The sequence below is a fragment of the Sorangium sp. KYC3313 genome (assembly GCF_052075895.1).
Taxonomy (GTDB): domain Bacteria; phylum Myxococcota_A; class Polyangia; order Polyangiales; family Polyangiaceae; genus Sorangium; species Sorangium cellulosum_B.
Window position 1 is genome coordinate 2,568,383 of sequence record NZ_CP197255.1, and the last position, 14,463, is coordinate 2,582,845.

The window sequence follows — 14,463 nt, forward strand, 5'->3', positions numbered from 1 at the left end:
CTCGCTCCGCCACGCGGCGATTCGACCCTGGCGAAGTCGTCGAATAGGATTGCGATTTCAATGAGCAGATCTGGAGAGGCAGGCGGTCATGGACGTCTATGAGGCAGTCAGGAGCCGGCGGGCGGTGCGCGGATTCACCGACCAGCCCGTCTCGAGGGAGGTGCTGGAGCGCGTGCTCTCCGCAGCGGCTTGGTCGCCATCCGGATCGAACCTCCAGCCGTGGAACATCTACGTGGTGACCGGCGCGCCGCTGGCTGAGCTCAAGAGGCTCGCCGTGGCGCGCGTGGCTGCGGGCGACCCCTGGGACGAGCGGGAGTACGAAATGTACCCGCCGGGACTGAAGTCCCCGTACAGAGAGCGCCGATCCGCCTTCGGCAGGGAGCGCTACGCCTCGCTCGGCATTGCTCGCGAGGACTGGGAGGCGCGACAGAGGGCCGCGATCGCCAACTGGGACTGTTTCGGCGCGCCCGCCGCCCTGTTCTGCTACATCGACCGTGACGTGGGCCCGGCCCAATGGGCCGACACCGGGATGTATCTGCAGACCGTCATGCTGCTGCTGCGCGCCGAAGCGCTGCACAGTTGCCCGCAGATGGCGTGGTCGCAGGTTCGCAAGACCGTCGCGCAGGTCCTGTCACCCCCGGACGGGCTCATCCTCTTCTGCGGCATGTCGATCGGCTACGAGGACCCCACGGTCGGTTACACCCGTACGGGCCGGGCGCCGCTCGACGAGACGGTCAAGTTCATCGGCGGTTAGCTCGCGCTCTTCAGGGACGGGAGACTAGAAGCCGAAGGTCGGATCCTTCTCGGAAGCGCCCTTGCTGGAGGGCGCAGCCCGAGAAGGCCGCCTCGCCGGCGGAGGCGCCGGCGGACGGTTCGATCGGAGCGTGGCCCTCGCCGAGCTGGAGGGGGGAGCCGGTGAGAGAGCTGCCGGCGCGGCGTCTGCGCCCGCCGGGGCCGACGATGCCGGCGTGGCGGGGACGGCGCTCGCGTCCGGCGGAGGCGAGGAAGGCACCTCCTCCACCCGTGTCGGCGGTGCGGCGGACTCCGGAGCGTGGGGCGAAGACGTCGCCGCAGGGGCCGCGGTGACCTCGGGAGCAGGCGAGCGAAGCAGGACGACGGCGGCGATCCCAAGGCCGACCACGAGCACGCTGGCAACCACGGCGAGCGCCGCCCGCGGCGGGGCGCGACGATCCACGGGCGGGGACAGCGCGCCTCCCACGGCCTCCAGCGTGCCGCTGGCGGTCAGCGTGCCGCCCGCGGCCAGCGTGTCTCCCGGGCCGCCCATGCCTCCCGGGCCGCCCATGCCTCCCGCGACCTGCGTGGGATCCGCCACGACCGTCCCGCCCGCGGCCAGCGTGCCGCCGGCGGTCACCGCGTCGTCCAGGGCCACGGTGCCACCCCCGAGGACCGGCGCGCCGCCGTGAGCCGGCGCGCCGCCGAGAGCCGGCGCGATGCCGTGAGCCTGCGCGCCGCCGAGAGCCTGCGCGCCGCCGTGAACCGGCGCGCCGCCGAGAGCCTGCGCGACGCCGTGAGCCTGCGCGACGCCGTGCGCCTGCGCGCCGCCCGAGCCCGGCGAGCTGGTACGCGCCGGCGCGCCGCCGTGAGCCAGCGCCTCGGTCGAGTCCAGCGAGTCGCGCGAGTCCGGCACCGCCGTGCGCTGCACCGCCGCGGCGAACGCGCGGGCGAGCTCGCTCGCGCTCTGGAACCGCTCCGCGGGCTCGCGCTTGAGCGCGCGCTCCAGGAAACGATCCAGCTCGGGCCAGAGGTTCGGCGCGAGCTGCGAGGCGACCGGGATGTCGCCCGTGCAGATCTCCACGAGCACGTCGCCGAGCTCTTCGCCGGGGAAGGGCAGCTGGCCCGTGAGGCACTGGAAGATGATCACGCCGAGCGACCAGAGATCGCTGCGGAAGTCGATCGTCTTGCTCCGGCGCACCTGCTCCGGGCTCATGTAGTGCGGCGAGCCGATGAGCGTGCCGGTCTTCGTCGCGTCGGCGGCCAGCCCGGTGCCGATCGCCTTGGCGACGCCGAAGTCGAGGATCTTGACGATCTCCTCGCCCTGCCGCGCGAGGAAGATGTTCGCCGGCTTGAGGTCGCGGTGGATGAGCCCCACCTCGTGCGCGCGGCGGAGCGCCTTGCTCACCTGGCTCACGATGCCGAGCAGCTCCTCCGGCTCGAGACGCCCGTGGCGCGCGAGGTACGCCGCGAGGTCCTCTCCCTCGAGCAGCTCCATCGCGAGGTACGGCGTGTCGCCCTCGAGACCGTAGTCGTAGACGTGGACCACGTTGGGGGTCCGGAGCTGGGCCGAGGCCTTCGCCTCCCGCTCGAACCGCGCGCGCGCGACGGGGGAGTCGACGTGCTGCGGCATCATGAACTTGAGCGCGACCTCGACGTCCAGCTGGAGGTGCCGGGCCACCCAGAGGAACCCCATGGCGCCGCCCGCCAGCGGGCGCTCCAGGCGATACTTCCCACCGACGACGCTCCCCGCTTCAAGCGACAGCATGCGATCGAGCCTTCCGCGTCCCAGCGTCCTTCCGTTCGGGCCTCCGCGGTCTAGCAGAGGCCGGGCCCCATGTCGCACTCCTTACAGCGGCCGGCATCTCACCTCATCATGCCACGGGCGCGGCGACGCGACGAAGGCCGAGCGCGAGCGGGCTGCTGTCGCAGGACCTCCTCCCCTGCCGCGGCAGCCCTTCGCCCCCTGCCTCCCCGGGCGCGCCGGGCGCCCTGCCGCCGCCGCCGCGGGTGGCTCCGCCGCCGCGCGCCCGAGGAAGAGCCCGCTCCGCCGCAGGGCGCCGGGCGCGCGCCCTCGCCGCCGCGCAGGGGCCGTCTTCGCGGCGTCCGGTACTAAGCTGCGTGCGCCATGGTCGACGCTTCCCCCATCACCGCCGTCCTGGGCCCGACCAACACCGGCAAGACCTACCGCGCCATCGAGCGCATGCTCTCGCACGACTCGGGCATGATCGGCCTGCCGCTGCGCCTGCTCGCGCGCGAGGTCTACGACCGGGTGAGCACCCGGGTCGGCGAGGCCCGCGTCGCGCTCGTGACCGGCGAGGAGAAGCGCGTCCCCAGGCGGCCGGACTACTGGGTGTGCACCGTCGAGGCGATGCCGGTCGATCTGGAGGTCGACTTCCTGGCCATCGACGAGATCCAGCTCGCCGCGCACGACCAGCGCGGCCACGTGTTCACCGAGCGCCTGCTCCTCTCGCGCGGCCGGCGCGAGACCTGGTTCCTCGGCGCCGACACGATGCGGCCGCTCATGGCCGAGCTCGTGCCGACCGCCAGCATCGTCCAGCACCCGCGCCTCTCGCGGCTCGCGAGCGCCGGGGCCGGCAAGCTCTCGCGCCTGCCGCCGCGCAGCGCCGTCGTCGCGTTCTCGACCCCGCAGGTCTACGAGATCGCCGAGCGGCTGCGCGCGCAGCGGGGCGGCGCGGCCGTGGTGCTCGGCGCGCTCTCGCCGCGCACCCGCAACGCGCAGGTCGCCCTCTTCCAGTCGGGCGAGGTCGACTACCTCGTCGCCACCGACGCGATCGGCATGGGGCTCAACCTCGACGTGCGCCACGTCGCGTTCGCGGCGCTCCGCAAGTTCGACGGGCGCGCCGTGCGCGACCTCGACCCCGCCGAGCTCGCGCAGATCGCTGGCCGCGCGGGCAGGCACCTCGCGGACGGGACCTTCGGCACCGTCGCGCCGCTCTCGCTCCCCGACGGCGTGGCCGCCGCGATCGAGGCGCACCGGTTCCCCCCGGTGCGGCGGCTGCTCTGGCGGAGCAGCGAGCTCGACATGAGCTCGATCGACGCGCTCCTCGCGTCGCTCCGGGCGCGCCCGCGCGCCCGCTCGCTGAGGCTCGTCGACGACGCGGAGGACACGGCCGCGCTGGCGAGGCTCGCCGAGGACCCGGAGGTGCGAGCGCGCGCGCGGGGTGAAGAGGCGGTGGGGCTCCTCTGGGAGGTCTGCCGCATCCCCGACTTCCGCAAGCTCCTGTTCGAGTCGCACGTCGCGCTCCTCGCCGAGATCTACGGGCAGCTCTCGGGCCCGAGCGCGGCGCTCGACGCCAGCTGGATGGCCGCCCGGGTGGCCGAGATCGACGAGGTGGGCGGCGACATCGACACGCTGATCACGCGGATCGCGTCGATCAGGACGTGGACGTACATCTCGAACCACGCGCGCTGGGTCCGCGACGCGGCGGCGTGGCAGGAGCGCACGCGGGCGATCGAGGATCGCCTGAGCGACGCGCTCCACGAGCGGCTTGTGCAGCGCTTCGTCGAGCGGGGCGGCGGGGCGGCGCGCCGCTCGCGGTCGTCGCCGGGCGCGCGGTCGTCGCCGGGCGCGCCCTCGACGCAGCGGCGCGCGGAGGCCGAGCCGCCGGCGGTGCCGGAGGGGCACCCGTTCGCGCCGATCGCGGCGCTGCGGGCCCGGCTCGCGCCGGGGCCCGCGGCGCCGGCGCCCGAGGACGACCGGGCGCGCTGGGTCGAGGCGCTCGTCGGGGCGCCGCACGAGCGGTTCTCGGTCGACGTGGGCGGGCGGATCTTCGACGGCGAGCGGCTGCTCGGGCAGCTCGCGCGCGGCCCGACGCTGCTCCTGCCCGACGTGCGGCTCGCCGCGCTCGAGGACCTCGGCGCGGGGGCGCGGTCGCGCGTGCTCCGGCGGCTCGTGGCCTTCGCGCGCGATCTCGTCGAGGCGCTGCTCGCGCCGCTGCGCTCGCCCGAGGTGCGCGCGCTCCCGGGCGCGGCGCGGGGGATCGTCTACCAGCTGGAGCAGGGGCTCGGGACGGCGGCGGCGCGCGACGCGGAGGAGCAGGTCGCGGAGCTCGCGCCGGAGGGCCGGGCGCTGCTCGCGGCGCGCGGCATCGAGGTGGGCGAGCGCGTGCTCTACGTGCAGCCGCTGCTCCGGCGCGGCGCGCTGGAGCGCCGCCTCGCGCTGTGCGCCGCCTGGTTCGACCGCGGCCGCGTGCCCGCGTGCCCGGCGCCCGGCGCGGTGTCGATGGCGGTCGCGCGGGGCGTGGATCCGAAGGCCTACGCGGCGATCGGCTACCCGGTGTTCGGGACGCGGGCCCTCCGCGCGGACGTGGCGGAGCGGGTGCTCCGGGCGCTCGCGAGCGGCGAGCCGGCGGAGCGGCTCTCGGGCTGGATGGGGTGCTCCGCGCGGGAGGCGCCGAGGGTGGCGGCGTCGCTGCTGGGGTAGGCGAGCGGAGAGCGGGCCGGCGATCGCCCGACGTCGAGGTCAAGCGCCGCGCGCATCGGATCCTCGGCGAGGTGCCGCCCAGCGCCCCGAGGACGCCAAGAAAAGCACAAAAATCCTGGCGTCTTGTGGCGGGTTGGCGGTTCCATCATCCCGGCAGGGTCGGCGAACCCCCGCACCCCTTTGTCTTATTTGTTGACCAGGATGTCTCGCTGCCCTGGGCACCCGGGCTCACAACTGCGGCGGTCCCCGCGCCCGCCTTCAACGAGGCGATTCTCATGTCCGAATTGTCGTCCAGGAGCGCGAGCCAAGATCTGACGAGCGCTGTCAGACCGGCGGCCATCATCGTCATCTCGCTCTATATCGCGGCGCAGCTCATCAGTCAGATCGCCAGCCTCAAGATCGGCGTCGTCTTCTCGCTGGCCGTGGATATGGGGACCTTCATCTATCCCCTTACCTTCACCTTGCGGGACATGGTCCACAAGACCATCGGCAAGCGCGGCGCCCAGACGCTGATCCTTTGCGCCGGAGGGGTCAATCTCCTGATGGCCCTCTACCTTCTTTGGGCCGCACAAGTGCCGTCTGACCCGTCGTGGGGGCTCGGCGATCAGTTCTCGGCGATCCTGAGCCCGGTGTGGAGAATCGTGTTCGCGAGCATCGTCGCGGAGGTCGTGAGCGAGCTGCTGGACACCGAGGTTTTCCATCGGGTCCGCGAGGCCTATCTGAGAAAGTCGGGCCCCAGGCGCCAGTGGCTCGCGGTCCTCGCGAGCAACGCGGTCAGCGTCCCGGTCGACAACCTGCTGTTTTGCTTCGGCGCCTTTGCCTTTGTGCTGCCGTTCGAGGTGATCCGGCAGATCTTCGCCATCAATCTCGCGACCAAATTCGCCATGACCCTGATAAGCCTGCCGGGCATCTATCTCGTGCCCGACAAGAAGAGCGAGGGCGCCCCGGGGCAGCAGGCATAGCCCGCCGCTCAGGGCTTGCAGAAATCTTTGGCCGTCTGGACGGCGGCGACGGTGACTTTCACCGCCTTCGCGCCGCCGGAGATGACGTACTCGGACGCCCCGTAGATGTCCGCGCCGGGCGCCCAGTTGTACGAGTAGCCCAGCCTGGTCCAGGGGAAGCCCGTGGGCGTCTGGCCCTTCTCCGGCACTTGCCACGACGACATCGCGTGGTTCGTGAACCACCTGTAGTAATCGGCCGGCGCCAGTGAAGGCTGCTTTGCAGGCAGCTTCGTCCCGTCGCAGGAGTCGGTGTCGACGCGGGCGTCCGTGCACGGGCGGAAGATGCTCGCGGCCGGCACCCCCGAGAACGTGACGAACTGCCGCTCCGTCGTGTCCGCGGGGAGCGGCGGCTGCGGGGCCGACAGGCCGAGGACCTGGTGGATCTGGAGCACCACATCGCCTGTCCACGTCTTGCACTTGTTCTGGAGCTCGCCGTTGCTCGTGACCCACACGTCCCACTTCACGTTCACGGGCTGCTGCGCCACGTAGGCGCCGCACTTGTTCGGCCCGCCGTCGCCCCGGCAGCCGGCCCAGGTGGTCACGGTGTAGGTGCCGTTCGCGTCGGGCTTGAGCGGCACGAGCTTGCGCGCGGCAGCGGGCGTGACGACGGCGGACTTGAAGATCGCCTCGCTGTAGAGCGCGTCGAGATCCACCGCCGCGGGGGCCGCCGGGCCGGGCGCGGCTGTCGCCGGCGCGGTGGCGGCCGTCGCCGGCGCGGTCGCGGTCGGAGCGGGGCTCGTCGCAGGGGCCGCGGGCTCCGGGCCGGGTGATGGGGCGGCGGCCGCGGCGGGAGGCCGAGCCCCCGACTCCGTGACGCACGCTCCGAGCGGGAGCAGGAACAGGCTTGTCATGGCCGCCGTCGCGGCGCGTGAGGATCGGATCATCTTCGCGGCTTCTCCTTGGTTGCCGGACAACACTATCCGACCTGCGGCTCCGGCTACAGCCTCACGCGCCCCGTGTGCTGGTGGAGCTGCCCGGTCAGCGACGTCGACTCCGTGCCATGTGAACGAAGGTCATCTCGGCGTGATCGACGGGCCCTCGGTCGCCGCGAGCTCTCCAGGACCGATGGCCGAGGGCGGCGCCTCGCCGTGGGCGGGCTCGTGGGCGCGGCGGCCTCAGGGGCCTCGCGGCGCGTCATCGCGCCGATCGTGCTCACCACCGTGACGGGTGTGGGCCTGTTCGGGATCTCCCTTCTGGCGGACCTCTATGGCGTGCTCGCCCCGGAGGGCGGCACCGGCAGCCCGCCTTTGTCGCTGCCCTGGGTCGAGACGCAGCTCGGATTCGCCTACGTCCATGACCCCACGTTCGCGTACCGCACGTTCCTCGTGCCGGGCATGGATCTGCGCCTGAGCTCCCTCCGCCTCTCGGGCTCCGGCTGGTTTGCCTTGAACGACGACAATGCGCGCCTCCGCGTCGAGGCCGCGCATCGCTTCATCGGCCCCGGCACGCCGGACGGCCCGCGCGCGGCGGACGGCTCGTTCCTCGAGATCGAGGGCGCGCTCACCCATCACCGCTACACCTCCGACGACTTCTCGATCACCACCGGCGAGGTCAGCCTCGAGGGCCGGCTCGATCTCGCCCACCTCGGGCGCACGCTGCGGGGCTCGTTCGCGGAGATGGGCTGGGGGATCGCGGTCGAGGGCTACCGCCACGGCCGCCGCCCGCTCGAGGGGAACGAGCTCTTGATTCCCCGCTTCGCCTTCGGCGCGTACCTCGGGCACGCGGGGTATCCGCGCGGCGAGGCCAAGGTGGTTTACGACCACCGGCACGACGGGGTTGTCGGCGGCGCGAAGCTCCCCGGCCTCGGCAGCGGCGTCCCGGGCCATTTCGGCCTGGAGGGCCGGCTCCATGCCTCGCCCCGCTGGGGCCTGCTCGCCGACGTGAAGGCGGGCTCCGCGTACGTCGGGCGCCTCGCGCTGCTCTTCCGCCCCGGAGACTCGCCATGATCCCGAGAGACGCTCTCCTCGCGCTCATCGCCCTCACCGCGCCGCTCGCCCTCTCCTGCCTGGACGTGGCCGAGGGCCGCGCGCGCCGCGACCTGGAGGTGGGAAAGGCCTCGCGGGGAAAGGCGCGCGTCACCGTGGACGAGGGGCTCGCGGCGGTCCGCCGCCTCGACCCAGGCGAGCTCGCGCTCTGGGCGAGCGCGCCCGCGCTCTCGATCCGCCTCACCGACGAGGCGGGCGGACCGTGGAAGATCACGATCGAGAACATGCTCGCCGACGCCGAGCTCTCGGCGCGCGTCGGGGACAAGCGCGTGCCCGTGGAGCTCGTCGAGGCGCCGTTTCCGACCCAGCGCACCTTCCGCCTCTCCCTGCCGCCCGGCGCCGAGGCGACCCTGTCGCTGCGCCCGCCGGACGAGGCGCGGCGCGAGCCGTGGCGGTTCGCGGTCTTCGTCGACGTCCAGGAGGACATCGACCGCGTTCAGGACATCTACGCGAGGATGAACGAGGCGGAGGGCGTCCGCTTCGCGCTCATCAGCGGCGATCTCACGTCGCGGGGCTCGCCCGAGCAGCTCGAGCGATTCCAGCGCGAGATGAAGACGCTCCGTCTTCCCTGCTATGCGACGCTCGGCAACCACGAGCTCGGCACGCGGGACGACCTCTACCACGAGTGGTTTGGCCGCGGGAATTACCGCTTCGCGTTCCGAGGTGTGCAGTTCACGATGCTCGACTCGGCGAGCGCGACAATCGATCCGCTCGCCTACGGGTGGCTCGACGGCTGGCTCACCGAGGGGCAGGATCTCCTGCACGTGGTCACGATGCACCTCGCGCCCCTCGACCCGGTGGGCTCCCGCAACGGCGCATTCGCGAGCCGCGCCGAGGCGAACAAGCTCCTCACGATGCTCGCGGGCGGGCGCGTGGATCTCACGTTCTACGGCCACATCCACTCGTTCTATGCGTTCGAGAACGCGGGGATCCCCGCGTACATCTCGGGCGGCGGGGGCGCGATCCCCGAGCGGCTCGACGGCATCGGGCGCCATTTCGTCACCGTCGACGTCGAGCCCCCCGCCAAGGTTGCGCAGGTCGCCGTGGTTCGCGTGGATTGAACCGGATCGCCTCGCTGTCCGAGCCGATCGTCATCGCAGGCGACCTTCGCGCTGGCTCTCCGGGTCGTCCCCCCTCGTCGCGCCGCGGCCGTAGCCCTCGTCCGTCAGCCCCTTGCGGTAACCGAGATCGATGAGCCAGCGCAGGAGCCTCGGGAAAGCGCCGGCGCCGCTGCCGAGGAGGCGAATCATCGTCGCCTTCGCGCCGCCGTCCTCGTTGAGCGCAAGGTGCTGAGTCGCCAGCGCCATCAGATCGGGGACGGCGCCCGCGTCGACGTCGGCGGAGCGTTGCCAGATCTTCGACCGCTGCAGGGCCTCGTTCGCCAGGAGCTCCGCGCGCGCCACGCGGAGGACGAGCGCGGCCTGCGGTGGCTTTCCCGCGAGCGCCATGGTCGACAGGAGCGCCGGATCATCGGTGACGTGCGCCGCGCCGCCCACGTGGAGAACGTCGTCGCGCCCCGGGACCACGGCCGCGAGGGAGACCTGGTCGCACGTCATGACGTTGTGGAACGTATCGGTCCGCCGGTTTCCCCGGCGATCGGGGATGACGAGCGTCTCGTGGTCGAGGATCCGCAAGAAGCCCGGGAAATCTCCTCGCGGGCTCGTGTCGCCCGAGCCCGCGGCGTCCCACGACGAGACGACGGCAAAGGGGCTCGATGCGAGGAAGCGAGCCACGCTCGGATCGCCGAGCGGCCCGCCTTCCCTTTCGTGGCGCGCGCCATCACCCGGCGACGGCGGCTCGACGGCGGCGGCGGCGCGAGCGCGCGGCCCCTCCCAGAGGCGGGATCGGAGGATGCTCCTCGCGCAGTGCACGAAGGCCTCCTCGACGGTGACGACGATCCGGCCGCCGCGCCGCTCGGCCACGGAGCCGTTGAGCCGGAGGGTCTCGCCGATCCCCGGCACGAGGAAGACGAAGGAGGCGCCGCTGCCGAACTCGGGCGTCGGGTGCCTCGCCGGTAGCTCGAACCGGACGCGCTTCGGCGATTCCACGTGCGCGAAGCCGCGGGCACCTCCGACGAAGGTGCTGCGCCAGCCCCCCTGTTCGTCACGAAAACCGAAGCCGGCGACCGGCGCATTGGCGAGGACGCGCCGACATCCCTCGTCCAGGGCGCCGATCTGCTTCATGCGCACGGCCGGGATCGGGGCGCCGACGATCGCCTCGAGCTGCTGCGCGGTCATCACCTTCCGCATCGAAGAGCCTCCGCGTTCCTGTCCGCCGAAGGGCGGCCTTTTGGCTCCGGCACGGCCGCCGGAGCGCGCAGAGGAACCATCGCAGCCGGCGACCTTGACCGCATTCCGAGATGAGGACATTTTGTTTCGCAATCCGGCCATGGGTTCGAAGCGAAGGCAGCGTCCCGCGTCGCCTGTGTCATCCACGGCATCGCCGGCGTCGGCATCGGCCTCGCCCTCGGCCGGCTCCACCACGAAAGGTTCGTCGGCCCCGCCCGCGCCGTCGTCGATCGGCTCCCCCGGGTGGACCTTTCATGGCGAGGTCCAGATCGCGGACGAGCCACGCGCATCGGCGGCCGAGGCGATGGAGTCGCTCTCGCGTCGCTTCGCGCGCGAGGATCGTGGCGAGTGGCGAAGCACGCTCCCGCGGCCCGCCAACGCCGTCGGCCTGAGCATGGTCACCGGCGGGCTGGAGAGCGAGTTCCACAGCCATCGCGAGTCACAGCTGTTCTTCCTCGAGCGCGGCGAGGTCACGTGCGAGGCGTCGAACGCGCTGTGGATCGTCCCACCGCGTTCGGCGCTGTGGATCCCTGCCGGAGTGCTCCACAAGATACGAGGGCGCGCGCCGCTCGAGGGCTACGGCGTCTTCATGGAGCCGGACGCGGCTCCGAACCTGCCGGCCGAGTGCTGCGCCGTCTCGGTCACACCGCTCTTTCGCGAGCTGCTCGTCCGTCTCGCGGCGCGCCCCGCGCTGTACGACCTCGACGGGCCGGAGGCGCGGCTCGTGGCCGTCCTGTTCGACGAGCTGGCGGCGGCGACGATCGAGAAACATCGCCTGCCGATGCCGGCCGACCAGCGCCTCCGAAAGCTGGTCGACGCGATGGCGATGAACCCCGCCGACGGCGCGACGATGGGGACGTGGGCCCGCCGGATCGGCGTCGGCGAGCGGACCCTCAACCGGCTGCTCGTCCGGGAGACCGGCCTCAGCTTCGGTCGCTGGCGCCAGCAGCTCCACATCGTCCTGGCCCTCCAGCGGCTCTCGCGTGGAGCGAGCGTGCAGAGCGTCGCGAGCGACCTCGGCTACGAGAGCGCGAGCAGCTTCGTCACCATGTTCCGCAAGGCGCTCGGCGCGTCGCCGGCGCGGTACATGGCCCGTCGTCTCGGCCCGCTAGCGCTGGACCAAGGAGCTCAGCCATGACTCGATGTCCCGCGTCGGCGGGTAGCTGTCTTGCTCTCGCTCGCGATCGCCGTCGATCGAGAACCTGAACATCGGGCACTCTTCATCCGGCGGAAACGGTCGGGGGACCCGTGCGCCCCGCGGGGCGAGCACGGCGATGCCCACGAGCATGGCAATCGCGATGGAGACCCCGAGGAGGATCGCCGCGGGGCGAGGCGCGGCCCCGGACGGGAACGAGACGAGACGAGACGAGACGAGACGAGACGAGACGAGACGAGACGAGACGAGACGAGGACGCGCTCGTGGGCGATCCCTACATCATCGCCTCTTCCTCGCGCAGGCCTCCGGTTTATCGGCCTTGACAAATGAGCAGTGTCGCGCAAAAGTTCGACTTGGCTTGTGTCCACCTTGACAGGTGAGCAGTACTGCGCAAAAGTTCGACCGGGTACGCCTGCGCCCGCACGGAAAAGAGGAGATGAGACGATGCCCATGATCGGACGACAGTGCACGCGCGACGGCAGGACGGTCTGCCTTCGGATGAGTCAGACCGGGCTACCGGTGAATCAAGAGGAGCGAGGGCTCACGCTCGTGTACGGGTGGGCGAGCGAAGAGCGCCGCGCGCAAGGGATTCCCGCGTCGATCCAGGGAGTCGAGTTCCGCACCGACGCGGGCAAGGTCCTCGCGTTCGACTACTGCCCGTTTTGCGGCGAGAAGCTCGCGGGGAGCACGAACAGCGTCCGAGCGCCCGTCGCGCGGCGCCCTGCTCCGGAAGGCGCCCGCGCCGAGTCGCAGCCGGCGGCGGTCGAGCGCACACAGCGGGCCGGGCGTTCGGTCGAGGCCGTGCCGCCCACCCGTCCGAGCGCACCGGCGCGCGCGCAGGCGGCGGCGGGCTCGACGACGCTGAAGGTGCTTCGCGAGAAGCTCGGGCTCTCGCAGGCCGAGCTCGGCGAGAAGCTCGGTCTCGCGCGCAGCTCGGTCGCCAACTACGAAAACGGACGGTCACCTCTGTCGCAGCGGCTCCGCAAGTGGGTCGCGAAGCACGAAGCGAAGCTCAACGACGGGGGAAGCGGCGCAGCCGGCCGCGGGAGCGCGGCCGCCTAGAGGCCCGTCCACCAGCCGCTCGAGAGGGCGAGCGCGATCCAGCCTTGCAGATTGGCCCGCAGCTGCGCTGCTTCCGCCGCCGTGCAGCCCTGCTCGACGGCGGCAAGGGCCTGCCCGAACGGCAGCTCCAGGCAGCGCTCGAGCAGGCGGGCGAACAGCGGATCCACCGAGGTCGTGGTCGTGCCGGCGGCGCTCCGGGCGAAGACCCACGCGCGGGTTGACGCGTGGCGACGCCTCGCGTCCAGGGGGCGCTCTTCCAGATCGCCCCCCGCGAGCCGCGAGAAGCGTGCGAGGTCCCAGTCCTCGTGGGTGAGCGTGAAGGACACCGCGAAGCGCAGCCGCGCTTCGGCCAGCGTGGCGAGCTCCTCCGGCGTCGGCCGCCAGAGGCCCTCGAACGGCGACTCGCAGGCGCGCCGCTCCGCCTCGTCCATGCGCAGCGCCTGGCGGACCATCGCGAGCGGCGCCCTGGAGAGCTCGATTCGCCGGCGCCACGCGTCCTCGTGCCCAGGCGCCGGGCGCCCCGGCGGGCGACCGCGGCGCGCGCCGTCAGGGCTGCGCAGCGCGCCGCGGAGCCGCTCGGCGAACCCGCGCGTGCTCTCGTCGATGTCGAAGTGACGGGGCGGGCGCGCCTCGAGGTGCAGCGCGGCCAGGTGGTTGAAGTGCCAGCAGCCGATCGCCCGCGACACGCGCGGGAAGCTCGTCTGCAGGGCGGTGAACAGGCGCATCCAGTACTGGCGGTGATAGACCGCGAGCCGCTCCGCCGGCGCGAGGCCCCCGGGGCCGCCCTTCACCTGCGCCACGAGCCCCGCGGGATACCGCTCCTGCAGCTCCCGGAAGCGGCCCGCGCTCGAGTCGAGCGGCGCGCGGAGGACCGCGGTGAAGTCGCGCTGGAGCTCCCGCAGCCAGCCCGGCGGTGCCCCGCCCCTCGGGCTCATGAAGGCCGCACCCGCCGCGCCTTGCCGAGCTCCGCGAGCGCCACGTGCAAGGGCGGGATCTCCGCGTCCCACTCGAGGAGCGTCGGGAAAGGGCCGCCCCGGCGCCACGCCTCTTCGTAAAGAGACCATACCTCGTCGCATACCGGACGATCGTGCGTGTCGTGCCGCAAGCCGGAGGGCAATGTCTGGTGGCCCGCCAGGTGGACCTGCAGGACCCGGCGCCAGGGCACGCTGTCGAGGTACTCGCGCGGATCGAACCCGTGATTCTCGCTGGAGACGAACACGTTGTTGAGATCCAGCATGGCCCAGCAGCCGGACTCCTCCACCACGCGGCGGTAGAACTCCCACTCAGGCAGCGCGTCGCGCTCCCAGGCGACATAGGAAGACAGGTTCTCGATCCCGAACGGGACGCCGAGCGCCTCCTGGACCTCGAACGCCCGGCCCGCGGCGTAGGGGATGAGCTCCGGATCGTAGGGCGCGGGCAAGAGGTCGTGGTGCGTGACGCCCTCGAACGCCGTCCAGCAGAGGTGATCCGTGAAATAGGGAATGCGGAGCTCCTGGATCAGATCCCTGAGGCGGGACAGGTAATCGCGATCGAGGGGGGCCTCGCCCAGCAGGTTGACGGAGACGCCGTGGGCGACGATCGGAGTCCGCTCGGCGATGCGCCGGAGCCGCTCCCGGGGCAGGGGAGACGCGCCGAGGTAGTTCTCCGCGATGATCTCGAAGAAGCCGAGCTCGGGCCTGGTCCGCTCGATCGCGTCGTAGTGCGGCGGGCGCAGCCCGAGGCCGAGCGCGTCTCGCGAGGGGGCCCGCGCTCCGTCCGCGAGGCCGCCGGCAGGATCTCTCGGCGTGCCCAT

Annotated in this window: 12 protein-coding genes; 7 read left to right on the forward strand and 5 right to left on the reverse strand. The window is 72.3% G+C overall.

Features of this window, described 5'->3' with window-relative positions:
* Window positions 1-88 precede the first annotated feature (88 nt).
* Window positions 89-754 carry a nitroreductase family protein gene (locus ACSRUE_RS10045; protein WP_441290804.1) on the forward strand — a complete coding sequence of 222 codons (666 nt, stop codon included), beginning with the start codon at window positions 89-91 and terminating at the stop codon, window positions 752-754.
* Between the two features lie 24 nt (window positions 755-778).
* Here ACSRUE_RS10045 and ACSRUE_RS10050 read toward each other — a convergent pair whose 3' ends face one another.
* The gene (locus ACSRUE_RS10050) at window positions 779-2,500 is read right to left on the reverse strand and encodes a protein kinase domain-containing protein (protein ID WP_441290805.1); all 1,722 of its coding nucleotides are present in this window, start codon (window positions 2,498-2,500) and stop codon (window positions 779-781) included.
* Window positions 2,501-2,860: 360 nt separating this feature from the next.
* Here ACSRUE_RS10050 and ACSRUE_RS10055 point away from each other — a divergent pair, with 360 nt between their 5' ends.
* Both ACSRUE_RS10055 and ACSRUE_RS10060 read left to right on the forward strand, forming a co-directional pair.
* Window positions 2,861-5,179, forward strand: coding sequence for a helicase-related protein (locus tag ACSRUE_RS10055; protein WP_441290806.1), 2,319 nt, complete (start codon window positions 2,861-2,863; stop codon window positions 5,177-5,179).
* Window positions 5,180-5,454: 275 nt separating this feature from the next.
* A complete protein-coding gene (locus tag ACSRUE_RS10060; RefSeq protein ID WP_441290807.1) occupies window positions 5,455-6,141 on the forward strand; it encodes a queuosine precursor transporter in 687 nt (228 codons plus the stop codon).
* Window positions 6,142-6,149: 8 nt separating this feature from the next.
* Here the strand turns inward: ACSRUE_RS10060 and ACSRUE_RS10065 are convergent, their stop codons facing one another.
* Entirely contained in the window at window positions 6,150-7,064 is a 915-nt protein-coding gene (locus ACSRUE_RS10065) for a hypothetical protein (protein ID WP_441290808.1), read from the reverse strand.
* Between the two features lie 204 nt (window positions 7,065-7,268).
* On the opposite strand from ACSRUE_RS10065, the gene ACSRUE_RS10070 reads away from it, so the two are divergent.
* A complete protein-coding gene (locus ACSRUE_RS10070) occupies window positions 7,269-8,126 on the forward strand; it encodes a hypothetical protein (RefSeq protein WP_441290809.1) in 858 nt (285 codons plus the stop codon).
* Window positions 8,123-9,226 carry a metallophosphoesterase family protein gene (locus ACSRUE_RS10075; protein ID WP_441290810.1) on the forward strand — a complete coding sequence of 368 codons (1,104 nt, stop codon included), beginning with the start codon at window positions 8,123-8,125 and terminating at the stop codon, window positions 9,224-9,226. The genes ACSRUE_RS10070 and ACSRUE_RS10075 overlap by 4 nt, the downstream gene beginning before the upstream one ends.
* Before the next feature lie 30 nt (window positions 9,227-9,256).
* On the opposite strand, the gene ACSRUE_RS10080 is transcribed toward ACSRUE_RS10075, so the two are convergent.
* Window positions 9,257-10,414: a pyridoxamine 5'-phosphate oxidase family protein gene (locus ACSRUE_RS10080; protein WP_441290811.1), complete on the reverse strand. Its 1,158-nt coding sequence runs from the start codon at window positions 10,412-10,414 to the stop codon at window positions 9,257-9,259.
* Window positions 10,415-10,757: 343 nt separating this feature from the next.
* On the opposite strand from ACSRUE_RS10080, the gene ACSRUE_RS10085 reads away from it, so the two are divergent.
* Window positions 10,758-11,591: an AraC family transcriptional regulator gene (locus ACSRUE_RS10085; RefSeq protein ID WP_441290812.1), complete on the forward strand. Its 834-nt coding sequence runs from the start codon at window positions 10,758-10,760 to the stop codon at window positions 11,589-11,591.
* Between the two features lie 468 nt (window positions 11,592-12,059).
* Window positions 12,060-12,671 (forward strand): helix-turn-helix domain-containing protein, encoded by a 612-nt coding sequence (locus ACSRUE_RS10090; RefSeq protein WP_441290813.1) that lies wholly within the window; start codon window positions 12,060-12,062, stop codon window positions 12,669-12,671.
* Here the strand turns inward: ACSRUE_RS10090 and ACSRUE_RS10095 are convergent.
* Window positions 12,668-13,606, reverse strand: a complete 939-nt coding sequence (locus tag ACSRUE_RS10095; RefSeq protein WP_441290814.1) for an HvfC/BufC N-terminal domain-containing protein — start codon at window positions 13,604-13,606, stop codon at window positions 12,668-12,670. The genes ACSRUE_RS10090 and ACSRUE_RS10095 overlap by 4 nt on opposite strands.
* Complete coding sequence (locus ACSRUE_RS10100; protein WP_441290815.1) at window positions 13,603-14,463, reverse strand: DUF692 domain-containing protein; 861 nt, start codon at window positions 14,461-14,463, stop codon at window positions 13,603-13,605. Before ACSRUE_RS10100 ends, ACSRUE_RS10095 begins: the two co-directional genes overlap by 4 nt.

Coding starts and splice junctions, on each gene's coding strand:
- ACSRUE_RS10045 (WP_441290804.1), top strand. CDS start 89: ATGGACGTCTATGAGGCAGTCAGGAGCCGGCGGGCGGTGCGCGGATTC.
- ACSRUE_RS10050 (WP_441290805.1), bottom strand. CDS start 2,500: ATGCTGTCGCTTGAAGCGGGGAGCGTCGTCGGTGGGAAGTATCGCCTG.
- ACSRUE_RS10055 (WP_441290806.1), top strand. CDS start 2,861: ATGGTCGACGCTTCCCCCATCACCGCCGTCCTGGGCCCGACCAACACC.
- ACSRUE_RS10060 (WP_441290807.1), top strand. CDS start 5,455: ATGTCCGAATTGTCGTCCAGGAGCGCGAGCCAAGATCTGACGAGCGCT.
- ACSRUE_RS10065 (WP_441290808.1), bottom strand. CDS start 7,064: ATGATCCGATCCTCACGCGCCGCGACGGCGGCCATGACAAGCCTGTTC.
- ACSRUE_RS10075 (WP_441290810.1), top strand. CDS start 8,123: ATGATCCCGAGAGACGCTCTCCTCGCGCTCATCGCCCTCACCGCGCCG.
- ACSRUE_RS10080 (WP_441290811.1), bottom strand. CDS start 10,414: ATGCGGAAGGTGATGACCGCGCAGCAGCTCGAGGCGATCGTCGGCGCC.
- ACSRUE_RS10085 (WP_441290812.1), top strand. CDS start 10,758: ATGGAGTCGCTCTCGCGTCGCTTCGCGCGCGAGGATCGTGGCGAGTGG.
- ACSRUE_RS10090 (WP_441290813.1), top strand. CDS start 12,060: ATGATCGGACGACAGTGCACGCGCGACGGCAGGACGGTCTGCCTTCGG.
- ACSRUE_RS10095 (WP_441290814.1), bottom strand. CDS start 13,606: ATGAGCCCGAGGGGCGGGGCACCGCCGGGCTGGCTGCGGGAGCTCCAG.
- ACSRUE_RS10100 (WP_441290815.1), bottom strand. CDS start 14,463: ATGGGCACGCCGAGAGATCCTGCCGGCGGCCTCGCGGACGGAGCGCGG.